Raw genomic sequence first — 15,457 nt, 5'->3', positions numbered from 1 at the left:
GGCACACCGAAGTACCGCTCGTCCCTGACCGGACGGAGCGGTACTTCGCCATGACCGACTGTCAGATTCGTTCCGACCGTCGTTGTCGGGGGCGCCGGGCCGGTTCGGCCGGCGCCCCCGCCGCCGTCAGTTCCAGTCGAAGCCCTGCGGGTCCGGGCCGATCCGCTTGCCGGTGGCGACACCGGCGATCGCCGCGAGGTCCTCGCCGTCCAGCTCGAAGCCGGTGACGTCGAGGTTCTCCCGGATGCGGGACGGGGTGACCGACTTCGGGATGGCGATCACGCCGCTCTGCAGGTGCCAGCGGAGCACCACCTGGGCGACCGTGCGGCCGTGCTTCTCGGCGATCTTCGCCAGTGCCGGCTCGGCCAGCAGCTCCCCGCCCTGGCCCAGCGGACTCCACGCCTCGGTGGCGATGCCGTGCCGGGCGTGGAAGGCGCGCAGCTCGTCCTGCGGGAAGTACGGGTGCAGCTCGACCTGGTTCAGCGCCGGGGCGACCGAGGCCTCGCCCAGCAGGCGGGTCAGCTGCTCGGGGCCGAAGTTGGAGACGCCGATCGACTTGACCCGGCCGCCCTCCTTCAGCTGCTCCATGGCCTTCCAGATGTTCAGGAAGGTGCCGTGCATCGGGCGCGGCCAGTGGATCAGGTACAGGTCGATGTAGTCGAGGCCGAGCTTCTCCAGGGAGGCGTCGAACTCGCGCAGCACCGCGTCGCGGCCCTGCTCGCCCGACCAGTCGCGGGTGCCCGAGTTCCACAGCTTGGTGGTGACGTAGAGGTCCTCGCGGGCGAGGCCGCCCGCCAGTGCCTCGGTGATGGCCGCGCCGGTGCCGGTCTCGTTCTCGTAGATCGCGGCGGTGTCGATGGAGCGGTAGCCCGCCTCGATCGCGGTGCGGACCGCGGGGGCGGCCTCGGCGTCCGGCACCTGCCACACGCCGAATCCGAGCTGCGGGATCTGCGTGCCGTCGTTCAGGGTGACGCTGGGGATGTTGCTCACGGGAAGGGGTGCCTTCCTGGTCGTCCGTTGGTTCCGAAAAGGGGCAACTGGTGCCCCGGCACGATTGTTCCCGCCGTTCGGGCGAAACCTGGGCGAGGCTTTACGACGGCGTGGCGTACGCCGGGGCGCGCCGGCCGGGCCGGCGCGCCCGGGCCGCGGAAAACCTGTTGCGCGGATCACACCGGGGTTGGCAGGCTCGCGGACATGACCTCCTGAGACCGGGTCCTTCGTGCCCACCCCGTGTCCGTCCGGCGCCTCCGCCGGACGCGTCGACGTCGCCGCGCAGTCGCGCCGCGCGTCCATCGCCCGTCCTCGTGCGTGAGCGGGGCGGCCGCGCCGTACGGCCCGCGCCCGTGTCTCCCGCATCCCGGTACCGCGCGCCTCCGCTCCCGCGGTACCTCCGCTCCCTCGGTACCCCCGTACCTCCGTACCTCCCGCACCTTCGCATCGGAGTGTCATGCCGCTCACCCCACTTCCGCTCGCCGATCCCGGCAGTCCCGACCTCTCCTCACCCCTCGCCTTCCTCCGCTGGTTGCAACGCGCCCAGCGGCGCGGGCAGATCCGCGCCACCTGCTGGGCGCTGGTCGAGATGGGCGCTCAGGCCGCGTTCCCGGTGGCGCTCGGGTGCGGCGTCCAGGCCGCCGTCGATGCCGACGCCGGCGGGATCTGGCGGGCCGGCGCCCTCGCGCTGCTGCTGTCCGCGGTCGCCGCGCTCGGCGCCGTGCTGCTGCACCGGCAGGCGGTCTGGAACTGGATCCAAGCCGCCTGCCACGTAAGGCAGTTGGTGGCAGGTCAGGCCTCGCACCTCGGGGCCGGGCTGTCCCGGCGGATCGCCACCGGCGAGGTGGTCGCGGTCGGCAGCGGGGACGTCGAGCGGATCGGCTGGTACGTCGAACTGGTCGCCCGGGTCCGGGCCGCGGTGATCGTCTGGCTGACCGTCAGCTCGGTGGTGCTGGTGGTCCAACCGGTGCTCGGGGCCGGGGTGCTGCTCGGCGTCCCGGTGCTGGCCGCCTCGGTCTGGCCGCTGATCGGGCCGTTCGAGCGGCGCTACGAGAAGCAGCGCGAGCTGGGCGGCAAGGCCACCGAGCTGGCCGCCGACACGGTGGCCGGGCTGCGGGTCCTGCGCGGCATCGGCGGTGAGGAGCTGTTCCTGGAGCGCTACCGGGCGGCCTCCCAGAAGGTCCGCGCGGCGGCGGTGCGCTCGGCCCGGACGTGGTCGCTGATGCAGGCCCAACAGGTGTTGCTGCCGGGCCTGTTCGTGGTCGGGGTGACGTGGTACGGCGCCCGCCTGGCGGCATCCGGCGAGCTCGGCGTGGGCACCCTGATCGCGGTCTACGGCGCGACCGCCTTCCTCGCGGCGCCGCTGCGGATCCTGGGCGAGGCGGCGCACGCCTGGAGCGTCGCCCGGGTCTCCGCCGGGCGTGCCGTGCGGGTGCTCTCGCTCAGCCGGACCGGCGGCGGGGCCGAGGGCGTGCTGACCCGGCCGGGCCGGTCCGACCTGCACGACCCGGCCACCGGACTGACCGCCCGGGCGGGCGAGTTGACCGCGGTGGTCTGCGGGGACCCGGACTTCGCAGGGGCGCTCGCCGGGCGGCTCGGCGGGCACGTCCCGCTGGCCGAGGGCGAGCCGCAACCGCCCTCCGTCCGGCTCGGCGGCACCGAGCTGGACTCCGTGCCGCTGGCCGAGGCCCGGGCCGCGGTGCTGGTCCACGACAAGGAGCCGGTGTTGCTCTCCGGCACGCTGGCCGAGCTGTTGGACATCCCGTCCTCCGGCCGGATCCCGGTGGCCGAGGCGCTCGCCGCGGCCCGCTGCGAGGACGTGCTGGAGGCGCTCGTGGACGGTTCGCCGGAGTGCGCGGGGGACCCTATGCTCGCCCGGATCACCGAGCGCGGGCGCTCCCTCTCCGGCGGGCAGCGCCAGCGGCTGGCACTGGCCCGCGCGCTGCTGGTGGACCCGCCGGTGCTGGTGCTGGACGAGCCGACCAGCGCGGTGGACGCCCACACCGAGTCCCGGATCGCCGGCGGGCTGCGGGACACCCGGGCCGGGCGCACCACCGTGGTGTTCGCGACCAGCCCGCTGCTGCTCGACCAGGCGGACCGGGTGGTGCTGGTCCGCGACGGCCGGGCGGTCGCGACCGGCCGGCACCGCGAACTGATGCGCACCGAACCGGCCTACCGGTCCGTGGTCACCCGGGACGAGGAGGCCGCGCCGGTATGAGCACCGCCGTCAACGGCGTCCCCGCCGTCCACCGTCCGACCTGCTGTTCGGCCCAACGAGCGAGGAGTACGTCATGAAGCCCCCCGTCCACGAGGAACGGGGGCCGGCCACCACCCTGCCGGTCGGCTCCCCGGCCGCCGTCCGCCGCTACCTGGGGCTGCTGGCCCGGCGGCACCGGCGCGGGTTCGCCGCCGTGGTGTCGCTGCACTCGGTGGCCACCCTGGCCGGGCTGGTCGGGCCCTGGGTGCTGGGCAACCTGGTCGAGTCGTTGGCCACCGGCACCGCCGAGGCCACCATCGCGGTGGCGGTGGGCTGGTACCTGCTGGCGCTGGCGGTGCAGTCCGCGTTCACCGGCTGGTCGCGGATGCGCGGGTCGGTGCTCGGCGAACGGGTGCTGGCCGACCTGCGCGAGGACTTCCTGGTCCGCTCGGTCGCGCTGCCGACCGGAGTGCTGGAGCGCGCCGGCACCGGGGACCTGGTCTCCCGGGGCACCACCGACATCGACCGGCTGGACAAGTCGGTGCGCGAGGCGGTCCCGGAACTCGCCGTCGCGGTGGTGTCGTTGCTGCTGGTGATCGGCGCGCTGCTGGTCACCTCACCGCTGCTCGCACTGACCTCGCTGGTCGGTCTGCCGCTGCTGCTGGCCAGCTCCCGCTGGTACTTCCGGCGCGCCCCGCAGTCCTACCGCAACGAGGCGGCCGGGTACGCGGCGGTGAGCAACGTGCTGGCCGAGACGGTGGACGCCGGGCGCACGGTCGAGGCGCTGCGCCTGGGCGAGCAGCGGATCCGGCTGACGGACCGCAAGCTGCGCGAGTGGCTGGCCTGGGAGCGCTACACCCTGTGGCTGCGTTCGGTCTGGTTCCCGACGATCGAAGCGGTCTACAGCTCGGCGGTGCTGGCCACCATGGTGGTCGGCGGGCTGTTGACCCTCAAGGGCTGGCTAACCGTGGGCCAGTTGACCACCGGCGTGCTGTACGCCCAGATGCTGATCGGCCCGGTGGACCTGATCCTGCGCTGGTACGACGAGCTGCAGATCGGACAGGCCTCGCTGGCCCGGCTGGTCGGCGTGCACGAGGTGCCCGAGCACGAGGGGGACGAGTCGGCGCGTCCGGAGGGCCGCCGGGTCGAGGCCCGGGACGTCCGCTTCGGCTACCGCGACGGCGCGGACGTGCTGCACGGGATCAGCCTGGACGTCGCCCCGGGCAGCCGGGTCGCGCTGGTCGGCCCGTCCGGGGCGGGCAAGTCCACCCTCGGGCGGCTGCTGGCCGGGATCTACGCGCCCGGCCGCGGCAGCGTCACCCTCGGCGGAGCGGTGCTGTCCCGGATGCCGGCCGAGCGGGTGCGGTCGGAGGTAGCCCTGGTCAACCAGGAGCACCACGTGTTCGTCGGCACCCTGCGGGACAACCTGCGGCTGGCCGCGCCCGGGGCGGACGACACCGAACTGCGGGCCGCGCTGGACGCGGTGGACGCCGGGGCCTGGGTGGACGCCCTCCCGGAGGGGCTGGACACCGAGGTGGGCTCCGGAGGCACCTCGCTGACCCCGCCGCAGGCCCAGCAGCTCGCCCTGGCCCGGCTGGTGCTGGCCGACCCCCACACCCTGGTGCTGGACGAGGCCACCTCGCTGCTGGATCCGCGGGCCGCCCGGCACCTGGAACGCTCGCTGTCCCGGGTGCTGGCGGGCCGGACGGTCATCGCCATCGCCCACCGGCTGCACACCGCGCACGACGCGGACGTCATCGCGGTGGTCGAGGGCGGCCGGATCAGCGAGTACGGCAGCCACCCGGAACTGGTCGCGGCCGGCGGCCCGTACGCGGCGCTCTGGCGCTCCTGGCGGGACGAAGGGTGAGCGCGTCGGCCCGCGCGGGCGCGGCAGTGTAACGGGGTTCGAAACCCGCGCGGGGCCGGATTGCCCCGTGCGGGTTACTCCTGGCCCGCAAGGGCGCGTAACCGGGCAAATCGTCAGCCCGACCAGCAGACTGCTCCGGTGACCAAGATTTCAGACGGCTCGTCCCGCCCCCGGCGCAGCGAAATCGGCGGGATTCCCACGCGGTACATCGGGATCGGCGTCATCGTCGTCCTCGCGGTGTGGTTCCTCTTCGCCAACCTCGACAAGGTCAAGATCCAGTTCTGGGTGTTCACCGTGACCGCGCCGCTGTGGATCGCGCTGCTGGCGACCCTGGTCGCCGGCGGCGCGCTGGGCTGGCTGCTAAAGGGACGGCGCGACCGGTGAGCAGCGTTCCCGAACCGGCCCCGGCGGGTTCCCCGGCCTTCGCGCCGCTGATCGAGATGCGCGGGGTCAACAAGCACTTCGGCGATCTGCACGTGCTGAGGGACATCGAGCTGACGGTCGGCCGGGGCGAGGTCGTGGTGGTGATCGGCCCGTCCGGCTCCGGCAAGTCCACGCTCTGCCGGGCGATCAACCGGCTGGAGCCGATCGAGCGCGGCACCATCCTGATCGACGGCCGGCCGCTGCCCGCGGAGGGCAAGGGGCTGGCCAAGCTGCGCGCCGAGGTCGGCATGGTGTTCCAGTCCTTCAACCTGTTCGCGCACAAGACCGTGCTGCAGAACGTCTCGCTGGCCCAGATCAAGGTCCGCGGCCGCGACAGGACGGAGGCGGACGCCAAGTCCCGCTCGCTGCTGGACCGGGTCGGACTCTCGGCACACGCCGACAAGTACCCGGCCCAGCTCTCCGGCGGCCAGCAGCAGCGGGTCGCGATCGCCCGCGCGCTGGCGATGGACCCGAAGGCGCTGCTGTTCGACGAGCCGACCTCGGCGCTGGACCCCGAGATGATCAACGAGGTGCTGGACGTCATGCGCCAGCTCGCCAGCGAGGGCATGACGATGGTCGTGGTCACCCACGAGATGGGCTTCGCCCGGGCCTCCGCGAACCGGGTGGTGTTCATGGCCGACGGACGGATCGTCGAGGACCGCGCCCCGGAGGACTTCTTCAGCGCTCCCGAGAGCGAGCGCGCCCGGGACTTCCTGTCCAAGATCCTGAAGCACTGAGGGCGGCGCCGTGAACCGTACGACGACGCCCGCCGCGCGGGCGCGCGGCCGCCTGACCGCCGCCGCCCTGCTGCTCACCCTGCTGGCCACCGGCTGCGGCAAGCCCGGCACCCCGCCGCCCAAGGGCCCCCAGCCCAGCGCGCTGCCGAGCTACCAGGTGCAGGACGCCTCCTCGATCACCGGCTCGCCGACCCTGGACGCCGCCCGCAGCCGGGGCCACCTGGTGGTCGGCGCCAAGGAGGACCAGCCGTACCTCGGCCAGAAGAACCCGGCCACCGGCGTGTACTCCGGCTTCGACATCGAGATCGCCAAGATGGTCGGCGCCTCCCTCGGCTTCCCGCCGGAGCGGATCCAGTTCAAGACCATCGCCTCGGCCAACCGCGAGACCGCGCTGCAGAACGGCCAGGTGGACTACTACGTCGGCACCTACACCATCAACGAGAACCGAAAGAAGCTGGTCGGCTTCGCCGGGCCGTACTTCGTCGCCGGGCAGTCGTTGCTGGTGCGCAAGAACGACAGCAGCATCCACGGGCCGCAGGACCTGGACGGCAAGAAGGTCTGTTCGGCGTCGGGCTCGACCCCGTACCAGCGGATCCAGTCGCAGTACCCCAAGGCGCACCTGATCGGCTACGACACCTACTCGGCCTGCGTGGACAACCTGATCACCGGTCAGGTCGACGCCGTCACCACCGACAACGCGATCCTGCTGGGCTACGCGGCCAAGGTGCCGGACGAACTCAAGGTGGTGGGACCGCTGTTCTCGACCGAGCCGTACGGGATCGGCACGCCGAAGAACGACACCGTGCTGCGCGGGGCGCTGAACGACGCGCTGGAGCACCACGAGCAGAACGGTGACTGGAAGAAGGCCTTCGAGGCGACCCTCGGCCTGTCCGGGGCACCCGCTCCGACCCCGCCGACGATCGACCGGTACTGAGAGGGCCGCGCCGTGAAAACGCTGACCGACAACTGGTCGACCTACTGGCAGGGCTTCCTCGGCACGCTCTCGCTGTTCGCGGCGAGCGCCGTGCTGTCGCTGGTGCTGGGCGTGCTGATCGCGGGCTTCCGGGTCTCGCCGGTCCGGCCGCTGCGGGTGTTCGGCACGGTGTGGGTGACGGTGCTGCGCAACACGCCGCTGACCCTGCTGTTCTTCATCGTGGTACTGGGCCTGCCCCGGTTCAACATCACCCTGCCCTTCTACACCTTCGCCGTTCTCGCCCTCGGCTGCTACACCTCGGCCTTCGTCTGCGAGTCGATGCGCTCGGGCATCAACACCGTGCCGTCCGGGCAGGGCGAGGCGGCCCGCAGCCTGGGCATGAGCTTCGGGCAGACGATGAGCCTGGTGGTGCTGCCGCAGGCGTACCGCTCGGTGGTGGCGCCGATCGGCAGTGTGATGATCGCGCTGGCGAAGAACACGGCGATCGCCGGCTCGTTCAGCGTCACCGAGCTGCTGGGCACCTACCGGACCATCAACGAACTGGGCTACAGCATCATCTGGACCTTCTTCTGGATCGCCGTCGGCTACCTGATCATCACCCTGGCCATCAGCGCCGTCTTCAACCTGCTGGAACGACGAGTGGCGGTGTCCCGATGACCGGTGAATCCTCGGCGCTGTACGACATCCCCGGCCCCAAGGCGCTGGCCCGGCACCGGCTCTACGGCGGGATCGCGCTGCTGCTGATCGCGGCGCTGATCGGCTGGGTCGTCTACATGCTGTTCCACACCCAGCAGTTCACCTCCGCCAAGTGGGAGCCCTTCACGTACCAGGGCGTGCAGGACCTGTTGCTGCGCGGCCTGGGCAACACCCTGCGGGCCTTCGGCTGGACGGTGCTGTTCGCGCTGCCGTTCGGCGCGCTGTTCGCGGCCGGGCGGCTGTCCGACCACCGGGTGGTGCGCTGGTTCGCCACGCTGGTGGTGGAGTTCTTCCGGGCCATGCCGGTGCTGGTGATGATCTTCTTCGTGTTCGTCGCCCTCAGGGTGCAGCCACTGTGGGCGCTGGTCGCCGGGTTGGTGCTCTACAACGGCTCGGTGCTGGCCGAGGTGTTCCGGGCCGGTGTGCTCGCGGTGCCCAAGGGCCAGCGGGAGGCGGCGTACGCGCTGGGCATGCGCAAGACCCAGGTGATGGCGTACGTGCTGGTGCCGCAGGCCAACCGGGCGATGCTGCCGGCCATCATCAGCCAGCTGGTGGTCGCGCTCAAGGACACCTCGCTGGGCTTCCTGATCACCTTCGAGGAGTTCCTGCACGCGGGCAAGCTGATCGCCACCAACCTGGACTACGACCTGCCGTTCATCCCGGTGGTCATGGTGATCGCGCCGATCTACATCGGCATGTGTCTGCTGTTGTCCTGGCTGGCCCGCTGGGTCGAGCAGCGCAGCCGCCGCAGCCCGAGCGTGCGGGGCGGGGCGCCGGTGGCCAAGGCCGAGGTCACGATGGGGCTGCCGCCGTCGGCGCAGTAGTGCCGGCTCGCCCCTGGCGGGGAAAGGCTGGTTCGAGTCTGAACCATAGGCACCGGTGGGGTCGGGACCGGAACCTCCAAATTCCTCTTATGATTGCGGAGGCAGGCGGCAGACGACCGGGCGGAGGGGCCATGGAGCCGGTGTTCGACTCGCGGCACATCAGGACGTTCCACGAGGTCGTCCGGGCCGGTTCCTACTCGGCCGCGGCCCGGGAGCTCGGCTACACCCAGCCCGCCATCACCCAGCAGATGAAGGCCCTCGAACGCACCGTCGGTGTCCCGCTGTTCACCCGCGCCGGGCGCGGCCTGCGGCTCACCGAGGCGGGCGAGGCGCTCTCCCGGCACGCCGAACTCATCCTCGGCAGCCTCTCCGCCGCCCAACAGCAGCTCGCCGCGCTCGCCCGGCTGCGCGCCGGGAGGGTACGGGTCTGCGCCTTCCCCAGCGCCAACGCCACCCTGATACCGGAGGCGATGGCCCGGCTGCTCGCCGAGCACCCCGGCGTCCGGGTCGAGCTGCTGGAGGCCGAGCCGCCGGACTCCGTCCAGCGGCTGCTGCGCGGCGAGTGCGACATCGCGCTGGCCTTCCGCTATCCGGGCCAGGCCACCGAGGTGCCGGACGGACTGGACGAGATCCCGCTGATGGAGGACCTGCTCACCGTGCTGCTGCCGGTCGGGCACCCGCTCGGCCGCCGGCACGCCGTCCGGCTGGCCGACCTCGACGGCGAGCGCTGGATCGCCGGCTGTCCGCGCTGCCGGGCCAACCTGCTGCACGTCTGCGCGGAGGAGGGCTTCGCGCCGGACATCGTGTTCTCCACCGACGACAACCTCGCGGTGCAGAGCCTGGTCGCCGCCGGGGTCGGGATCGCGCTGATGCCCGCGCTGGTGCTCTCCTTCATGTGCCACCGCAAGGTGACCGGGCGGGCCGTCGAGCCGCACCTGCGCCGGCAGGTGAGCGCGTACGTGCTGCGCGAGCACCGGCGGATCCCGGCCACCGCGCTGGTGCTGGACCACCTGCGGCAGGCGGCGGCGAGCCGGGTCGGCTGCTGAGGCCCGTCCGAGCTGCCCGGGGACCGCCGATCCATAAGTGCGAGTGGGGGTGTCGCTTAGCAACCCTCGTTGGACCTGATAGGTCGGTCGGTCCGAACCTGCTGGTATGACACCCTCAGCCACGGTCGGCAGCGACCGGCTCACCGAGCGGATGACCGCACTGGTCAGCGAGATCCGCGCCGTAGTGGACCGCGGACTGCCTCCCGAACTCACCGCGTACCTGGTCGGCGAACGCCTCGCCCCGCACCTGCTCACCGCCCCCGAGGGGCCCGACGCCCTGCTCACCCCCGCCCAGCGCGAGGGCGACCCGCAGCGCTACCGCCAGCACGTCCTGCACGCCGAGGCGGACGGCAGCTTCTCCGTCGTCGCCCTGGTCTGGCTGCCCGGCCAGCACACCCCGATCCACGACCACGTCTCCTGGTGCGTGGCCGGGGTCCACCAGGGCCAGGAGAGCGAGACCCGCTACCGGCTGGTCTCCGACGGGCGCAGCTCCCGACTGGTCGAGACCGAGCACGTGGCCGGCCCGGCCGGAACGGTCGCCGCCTTCGCCCCGCCCGGCGACATCCACCTGGTGCGCAACGCCTGCGGCACCACCGCCATCTCCATCCACGTGTACGGCGCGGACATCTCGCGGCTCGGCACCAGCATCCGGCGGGTCTACCGGCTCCCCGCCGACCAGGAGCGGTGAGCGGCGGCGTGGCACTGACCCTCCGGGAGCGGGCCGCCCGCACCCGCTCACTGCCCCCGCTCGGCGGGGACGCCCCCGGCCTGCTGCTCGCGGCGGTCGGGGTGGCCGCCGCGATCGCCGTCCACGCGGCCGTCCCGGCCGTGCCCGAGCTCACCGCCGCCGTGGTGCTCGGCATGGCGGCCGCCCACCTGCCCGGGCTTCGCCCGGTGGTCCGCGGGGTCGCCCGGCCCGGGCTGTCGACGGCCGGGAAGCGGCTGATGCGGGCGGGGATCGTCCTCCTCGGGCTCAAGCTCAGCCTGGACGACGTGCTCGGCCTCGGCTGGGCCACCGTCGCCATGGTGCTCACCGTGGTCGCCGCCACCTTCGCCGGCACGCTCTGGCTGGGCCGGCGGCTCGGACTGCCCGGGGACCAGCCGCTGCTGGTCGCCACCGGCTACTCGATCTGCGGCGCCTCGGCGATTGGCGCGGTCAGCCAGGCGGCCGGCAGCGAGGAGGAGGACGTCGCCTCCTCGGTCGCGCTGGTCACCCTGTGCGGGACGCTGGCGATCGCCGTACTGCCGCTGCTGCAGCACCCGCTGGGGCTCGGCGAGATCGAGTTCGGGCGCTGGGTCGGCGCGAGCGTGCACGACGTCGGGCAGGTGGTCGCCACCGCGCAGACCGGCGGACCCGGCGCCCTGCGCGAGGCGGTGCTGGTCAAGCTGATGCGGGTGGTGCTGCTGGCGCCGCTGGTCGCGGGCGTCGCCGTGGTGGCGCGGCGCAACGCGCGCGGGGCGTCGGCCGTCGGGGCGGACGGTGTGGCCAGGAGCGGCAGCCGGCCGCCGATCGTGCCGCTGTTCGTGGCCGGGTTCCTGGCGATGATCGTGCTGCGCACCACCGGGGCGCTGCCCGAGCGGGCGCTGACGCTGGCCGGGGACGCCCAGGAACTGCTGCTCGCCGCCGCGCTGTTCGGGCTGGGGAGCGCGGTGCACCTGCCGACCATGGTGCGGACCGGCGGGCGGATCGCACTGCTCGGGCTCGGCTCGTGGGTGGTCGTCGCCGGAGTGTCCTACGCGGGCGTGCTGATCACGACCTGACGGGGGCGGCTTGCGTCCGGGCCGGGTTCGCCGGGGGCCCGGCCCGGTCCGCTGGGCCCTTCCGTTTTCACGGGCCGGACGTGTGCGGACTCGGTTATTGTCGGGCGGGTGACCGCCCCCACCGGGACGGTCCCGCTGCCGAGTCCGTCGAGGAGGACGCATGACCACCGCACTGCCCGAACGGGACGGCCACGAGGTCGTCGTCACGCTCGACCGACGGGAGGGCCCGTTCGGCGAGGTGGTGTTGCGGCAGCGCGGACGGCACTACGAGATCATCGCCAACGGGTGCTTCCTGATGGACACCGCCGACGGGCGCTCCGAACGGCTGCTGATCCAGGCGGCGCTGGACGAACTGGACCGGACCGGCGGCGTGGCCGCGCCGTCGGTGCTGATCGGCGGCCTCGGGGTCGGCTTCTCGCTCGCGTACGCGGTGGCCGAACCGCGCTGGGGGCGGATCGCCGTCGTCGAGCGGGAGAGCGCGATCATCGACTGGCACCGCAGCGGCCCGCTGGGCGGCTTCTCCGACGGTGCGCTGGACGACGAGCGGGTCGCGGTGATCCACACCGACCTGCTGGAGTACCTGGCGGCCTCCGACGGCGAACGCTACGACGCGCTGTGCCTGGACATCGACAACGGACCGGACTGGACCGTCACCGACTCCAACTCCGGGCTGTACGGGCCGGACGGCCTCGCGGTGCTGTGGCACCGGCTGCGGCCGGGCGGGGTGCTGGCGGTGTGGAGCGCGCAGCCGTCGCCGGACTTCGAGGAGGCGTTGCGGGCCGCGGGTTTCACGGACGTGGTCAGCCGGGAGGTCCCGGTGAGCCGGGGTGTGCCGGACGTGGTGCACCTGGCGCGGCGCTCCGGCTGAACCGGGCAGCCGTTCCGTCGTGTTGGCGACGACGGCCGTCAACTGACCGGACGTCCGTGCCGGTTGGGCCTCGCCCTGGCCGCGCGGCCTACTGCTAGCGTGGGTGCCTGCGGTGCACTAGTGCGGTCGAGTGGGCGGTGGTGGTTGTGGTGGACGGCGGGACGCCTTCGGAACGGATCGCGGCCGAGCTCCGACGCCGGATCACGGCAGGGGAGTTGAGCCCTGGCGCCCGGGTGCCCTCCACCCGGCGGATCATGCAGGAGTGGGGCGTGGCGATGGCCACCGCGACCAAGGTGCTGAACCGGCTGCGGGAGGAGGGGCTGGTGCGGGCCGTCCCGGGGGTCGGGACGGTGGTGGCGGCCCGGCGGGCTCCGGCGGGGGCCGCGGCGGACGCCGCCCGTCCGGGGACCGGCCGGGACGCGGGGCGTGACGCGGGCCGTGGTGCGTCCCGGGAGGCGGAGCGGTTGCCGGGTGCGGCGGGTGCGGCGAGCGCGCGGCTGCCGAGGGGCGGGGAACGGGAGCTCGGCCGGGAGCGGATCGTCGAGGCCGCGGTGCGGGTCGCCGACACCGAGGGACTGGCGGCGCTGTCGATGCGCCGCGTCGCGACCGAACTGGGCGTCGCCACCATGTCGCTCTACCACCATGTGCCGGGCAAGGACGAGCTGTTGCGGCTGATGATGGACAAGGTCTTCGGGGAGCAGCCGCTCCCGGGGGCGCCGGCGCCCGGCTGGCGGACGGGGCTGGAGGAGGTCTCGCGGCTGCAGTGGCGGATCTACCGGAGCCACCCCTGGCTGGCGTCCACGATGTCCTTCACCCGGCCGGTGCCGGCGCCCGATGCGGCGCTGCACACCGAGCGGGCGATCTCCGCGCTGGCGGGGCTGGGGCTGAGCTGGGAGGAGATGGCCCAGGCCGCGGTCAGCCTGGCGGCCTTCACCTGCGGGCTGGCCGTCCACTTCGAGCGGGAGGCGCAGGCCGAGCAGGACAGCGGGATGTCCGCGGACGAGTGGATGGCACGGCTGGACGACGAGGACCGCGACCGGCTGATGGCGGACCCGGAGCGTTTCCCGATGTTCGACGCGCTGAACCGGCGGCCGGAGATCGACCTCGGTCTGGACGCGCTGTTCGAGTTCGGGCTGGCGCGGATGCTGGACGGGGTGGGGGCGCTGATCGAGGCGCGGGGGAAGGCCGACGGGTCACGGCTGACGGGTAACGGCTGACGGAGGGGCCGGCCGGCCCCTCCGCCGACCTCAGCCGAACGGCCGGTGCTCCGGCTCCGCCTCGGCGTCGGCCGCGCCCTCCGCCTGCGGTTCGTCCGGGGCCGGGGTCGTACCCGAGATGCCGAAGGGGTCGAAGTCCGGCGGCGGGATCATGACCGGCGTGCCCTTGCGCTTGGCCGGCTCCTCGGCGTTCCCCGTGGGAGCGGCCGCCGGGGCCCGGGCCGGGATCAGCGGCGGGGCGGCGGGCGGCGGCGGGACGGCCGGGCCCTGGGGGGCGACGGTGGTGCCGAAGGGGTCGGGCTTCTGCTCGGCCGCGACCGTCGTCCCGAACGGGTCGGGCGCCGCCGGACCGGCCGCGGCCTCCGCCTGCGGTTCGTCCGGGGCCGGGGTCGTACCCGAGATGCCGAAGGGGTCGAAGTCCGGCGGCGGGATCATGACCGGCGTGCCCTTGCGGGCGGCCGGCTGGGCACCGACGGCCGCGGCAGCGGCGTCCGCCGCCGCCTCCTCCTGCGCGACGGGTGCGAAGGGGTTGAAGTCCGCGGGCGGGATGCGCACCGGCGTCCCGCGCAGGTGCACCGGCTTCTCCTCCGGCTCCTCCGCCACGGGCGCAGCGGCCGGAGCCGCGGCCGGCGCGGTGGCGGGAGGGGCGGTGGCGGGAGGGGCGGTGGGAACCGGCACCGGTGCGGCCGTCGACGAGGGCGCGGCCGCCGCCGTCAGCGGCACGCCGTCCCAGCCGAACTGGATGCTCCTCAGCAGCTCCGCGAACGCTTCCGTGTAGAGCTCCCAGTCCTCCGGCCGGGCCGTGGACAGCTGGGCGCACAGCACCGTTCCGCCGTCCGGCAGCGGCACGAAGGCCTGGGCGACCGAGGTGACGACCCAGCGGCGCTGCCCGTCGGCGGCCAGCGGTCCGGGCACCGGGACGGTCCGCCCCTCCACCAGGACGGCGGCCGGACCTGCGGGCAGCAGCACCGTCCAGACCTCGGCGTGCCGCCGTACGGTGGCCAGCTCGGTGGCGAACGCGGTGATCGGCAGCGGGTGGCGGGCGAGCGAGATGACCAGCGCGGCCTCGGAGGCGCGCCCGTCGACCTCCAGGGCGCACACCCCCGCGTAGCGGACACCGGCGTCCTGCACCAGGTCGGTCAGGGTCGCCGCGATCACCGCGAAGTCGCGGCGCGGCTCCGGGCCGGTGGCGCTGAAGAGTTCCTCGGCGACCTCGGCCAGGTGGCCGGTCAGCTCGGCGGCCGCCGCCACGGTGGCCCGGTCGGCGCCCGCGGTACCGTCGCCGCCGTCCGGCACCGGGGGCACCGTACGGGCGGTGGCCCCGGCGGGCCCGCCGGGGGAGGTCAGCGGGTGGAAGCCCGGCGGGACGACCAGCCGGACCTCGGTGCCCGCGCCGGTGGCGAGTTCGACCGGCTGCCGGGTCTTCTGTCCGGCCGCCAGCGCGGCCAGCGCCGGGGTGAACGGCGGGCGCAGCTTGGCGTCCGCGAACTCGCCGGTGACCGGCAGCTGGAACAGCGCGGCCGAGGTGGTGCCCCGGTCGGCGATGGCGCCGCGCACGGCTCCGCCGCCGTAGCGCTGGTGCAGAGCGGCCGTGACCCGGTCGGCGACCCGCGCGCCGGTGCCCGGTCGGGCCGTGCCGGCGGTGATCACCGTGCCGAGCCGGTCGAGGGCCTCGTGCACCGGCCCGTTGGGGGCCAGCGGCAGGCCGAACAGCGCCTCGGCGGCGGGGTGGTCAGCCGGTTTCAGGGCGCTCAGGGCGGCCGCCGGATGACGCGAGGTGTGCTCGTCGAAGAGGGCGTCGGTGAGGATGCCGAGAGTCGCGCAGACCTGCTCGGCCGCCGCGAAGGGGTTGGCCTCCGCGCTGAACTGGACGTCCTGGGTCAACTGGTGAGCCCCC

Annotated in this window: 14 protein-coding genes; 12 read left to right on the top strand and 2 right to left on the bottom strand. The window is 73.7% G+C overall.

Features of this window, described 5'->3' with window-relative positions:
* Nucleotides 1–126: 126 nt before the first annotated feature.
* Nucleotides 127–990, bottom strand: coding sequence for an aldo/keto reductase (locus ACIRVF_RS06800; protein ID WP_402814739.1), 864 nt, complete (start codon nucleotides 988–990; stop codon nucleotides 127–129).
* Between the two features lie 457 nt (nucleotides 991–1,447).
* On the opposite strand from ACIRVF_RS06800, the gene ACIRVF_RS06795 reads away from it, so the two are divergent.
* The 12 genes from ACIRVF_RS06795 (at nucleotide 1,448) to ACIRVF_RS06740 (ending at nucleotide 13,560) form a co-directional block, all read left to right on the top strand.
* A complete protein-coding gene (locus tag ACIRVF_RS06795) occupies nucleotides 1,448–3,208 on the top strand; it encodes an ABC transporter transmembrane domain-containing protein (RefSeq protein WP_402814736.1) in 1,761 nt (586 codons plus the stop codon).
* A gap of 73 nt (nucleotides 3,209–3,281) precedes the next feature.
* Complete coding sequence (locus tag ACIRVF_RS06790) at nucleotides 3,282–5,054, top strand: ABC transporter ATP-binding protein (RefSeq protein ID WP_402814733.1); 1,773 nt, start codon at nucleotides 3,282–3,284, stop codon at nucleotides 5,052–5,054.
* Between the two features lie 138 nt (nucleotides 5,055–5,192).
* The gene (locus ACIRVF_RS06785) at nucleotides 5,193–5,438 is read left to right on the top strand and encodes a LapA family protein (protein ID WP_402814730.1); all 246 of its coding nucleotides are present in this window, start codon (nucleotides 5,193–5,195) and stop codon (nucleotides 5,436–5,438) included.
* Nucleotides 5,439–5,494: 56 nt separating this feature from the next.
* A complete protein-coding gene (locus ACIRVF_RS06780; RefSeq protein ID WP_402815743.1) occupies nucleotides 5,495–6,214 on the top strand; it encodes an amino acid ABC transporter ATP-binding protein in 720 nt (239 codons plus the stop codon).
* A gap of 10 nt (nucleotides 6,215–6,224) precedes the next feature.
* The gene (locus ACIRVF_RS06775) at nucleotides 6,225–7,148 is read left to right on the top strand and encodes a glutamate ABC transporter substrate-binding protein (RefSeq protein ID WP_402814728.1); all 924 of its coding nucleotides are present in this window, start codon (nucleotides 6,225–6,227) and stop codon (nucleotides 7,146–7,148) included.
* A 12-nt stretch (nucleotides 7,149–7,160) separates the two neighbouring features.
* A complete protein-coding gene (locus ACIRVF_RS06770; protein ID WP_402814726.1) occupies nucleotides 7,161–7,805 on the top strand; it encodes an amino acid ABC transporter permease in 645 nt (214 codons plus the stop codon).
* Nucleotides 7,802–8,668, top strand: coding sequence for an amino acid ABC transporter permease (locus ACIRVF_RS06765; protein WP_402814724.1), 867 nt, complete (start codon nucleotides 7,802–7,804; stop codon nucleotides 8,666–8,668). The genes ACIRVF_RS06770 and ACIRVF_RS06765 overlap by 4 nt, the downstream gene beginning before the upstream one ends.
* Before the next feature lie 140 nt (nucleotides 8,669–8,808).
* Entirely contained in the window at nucleotides 8,809–9,714 is a 906-nt protein-coding gene (locus ACIRVF_RS06760; RefSeq protein WP_033348451.1) for a LysR family transcriptional regulator, read from the top strand.
* A 106-nt stretch (nucleotides 9,715–9,820) separates the two neighbouring features.
* Nucleotides 9,821–10,402 (top strand): cysteine dioxygenase, encoded by a 582-nt coding sequence (locus tag ACIRVF_RS06755; protein ID WP_402814721.1) that lies wholly within the window; start codon nucleotides 9,821–9,823, stop codon nucleotides 10,400–10,402.
* A gap of 14 nt (nucleotides 10,403–10,416) precedes the next feature.
* Nucleotides 10,417–11,475, top strand: coding sequence for a YeiH family protein (locus tag ACIRVF_RS06750; RefSeq protein ID WP_402815742.1), 1,059 nt, complete (start codon nucleotides 10,417–10,419; stop codon nucleotides 11,473–11,475).
* Nucleotides 11,476–11,635: 160 nt separating this feature from the next.
* Nucleotides 11,636–12,343 (top strand): spermidine synthase, encoded by a 708-nt coding sequence (locus ACIRVF_RS06745; RefSeq protein WP_402814719.1) that lies wholly within the window; start codon nucleotides 11,636–11,638, stop codon nucleotides 12,341–12,343.
* A gap of 137 nt (nucleotides 12,344–12,480) precedes the next feature.
* Nucleotides 12,481–13,560 (top strand): TetR/AcrR family transcriptional regulator C-terminal domain-containing protein, encoded by a 1,080-nt coding sequence (locus ACIRVF_RS06740; RefSeq protein WP_402814717.1) that lies wholly within the window; start codon nucleotides 12,481–12,483, stop codon nucleotides 13,558–13,560.
* A gap of 30 nt (nucleotides 13,561–13,590) precedes the next feature.
* Here the strand turns inward: ACIRVF_RS06740 and ACIRVF_RS06735 are convergent, their stop codons facing one another.
* Nucleotides 13,591–15,444 (bottom strand): hypothetical protein, encoded by a 1,854-nt coding sequence (locus ACIRVF_RS06735; protein WP_402814714.1) that lies wholly within the window; start codon nucleotides 15,442–15,444, stop codon nucleotides 13,591–13,593.
* Nucleotides 15,445–15,457: the final 13 nt, after the last annotated feature.

Source organism: Kitasatospora sp. NPDC101157, from assembly GCF_044768255.1.
Classification (GTDB): domain Bacteria; phylum Actinomycetota; class Actinomycetes; order Streptomycetales; family Streptomycetaceae; genus Kitasatospora.
This window is presented reverse-complemented; position numbering and strand designations above follow the sequence as displayed.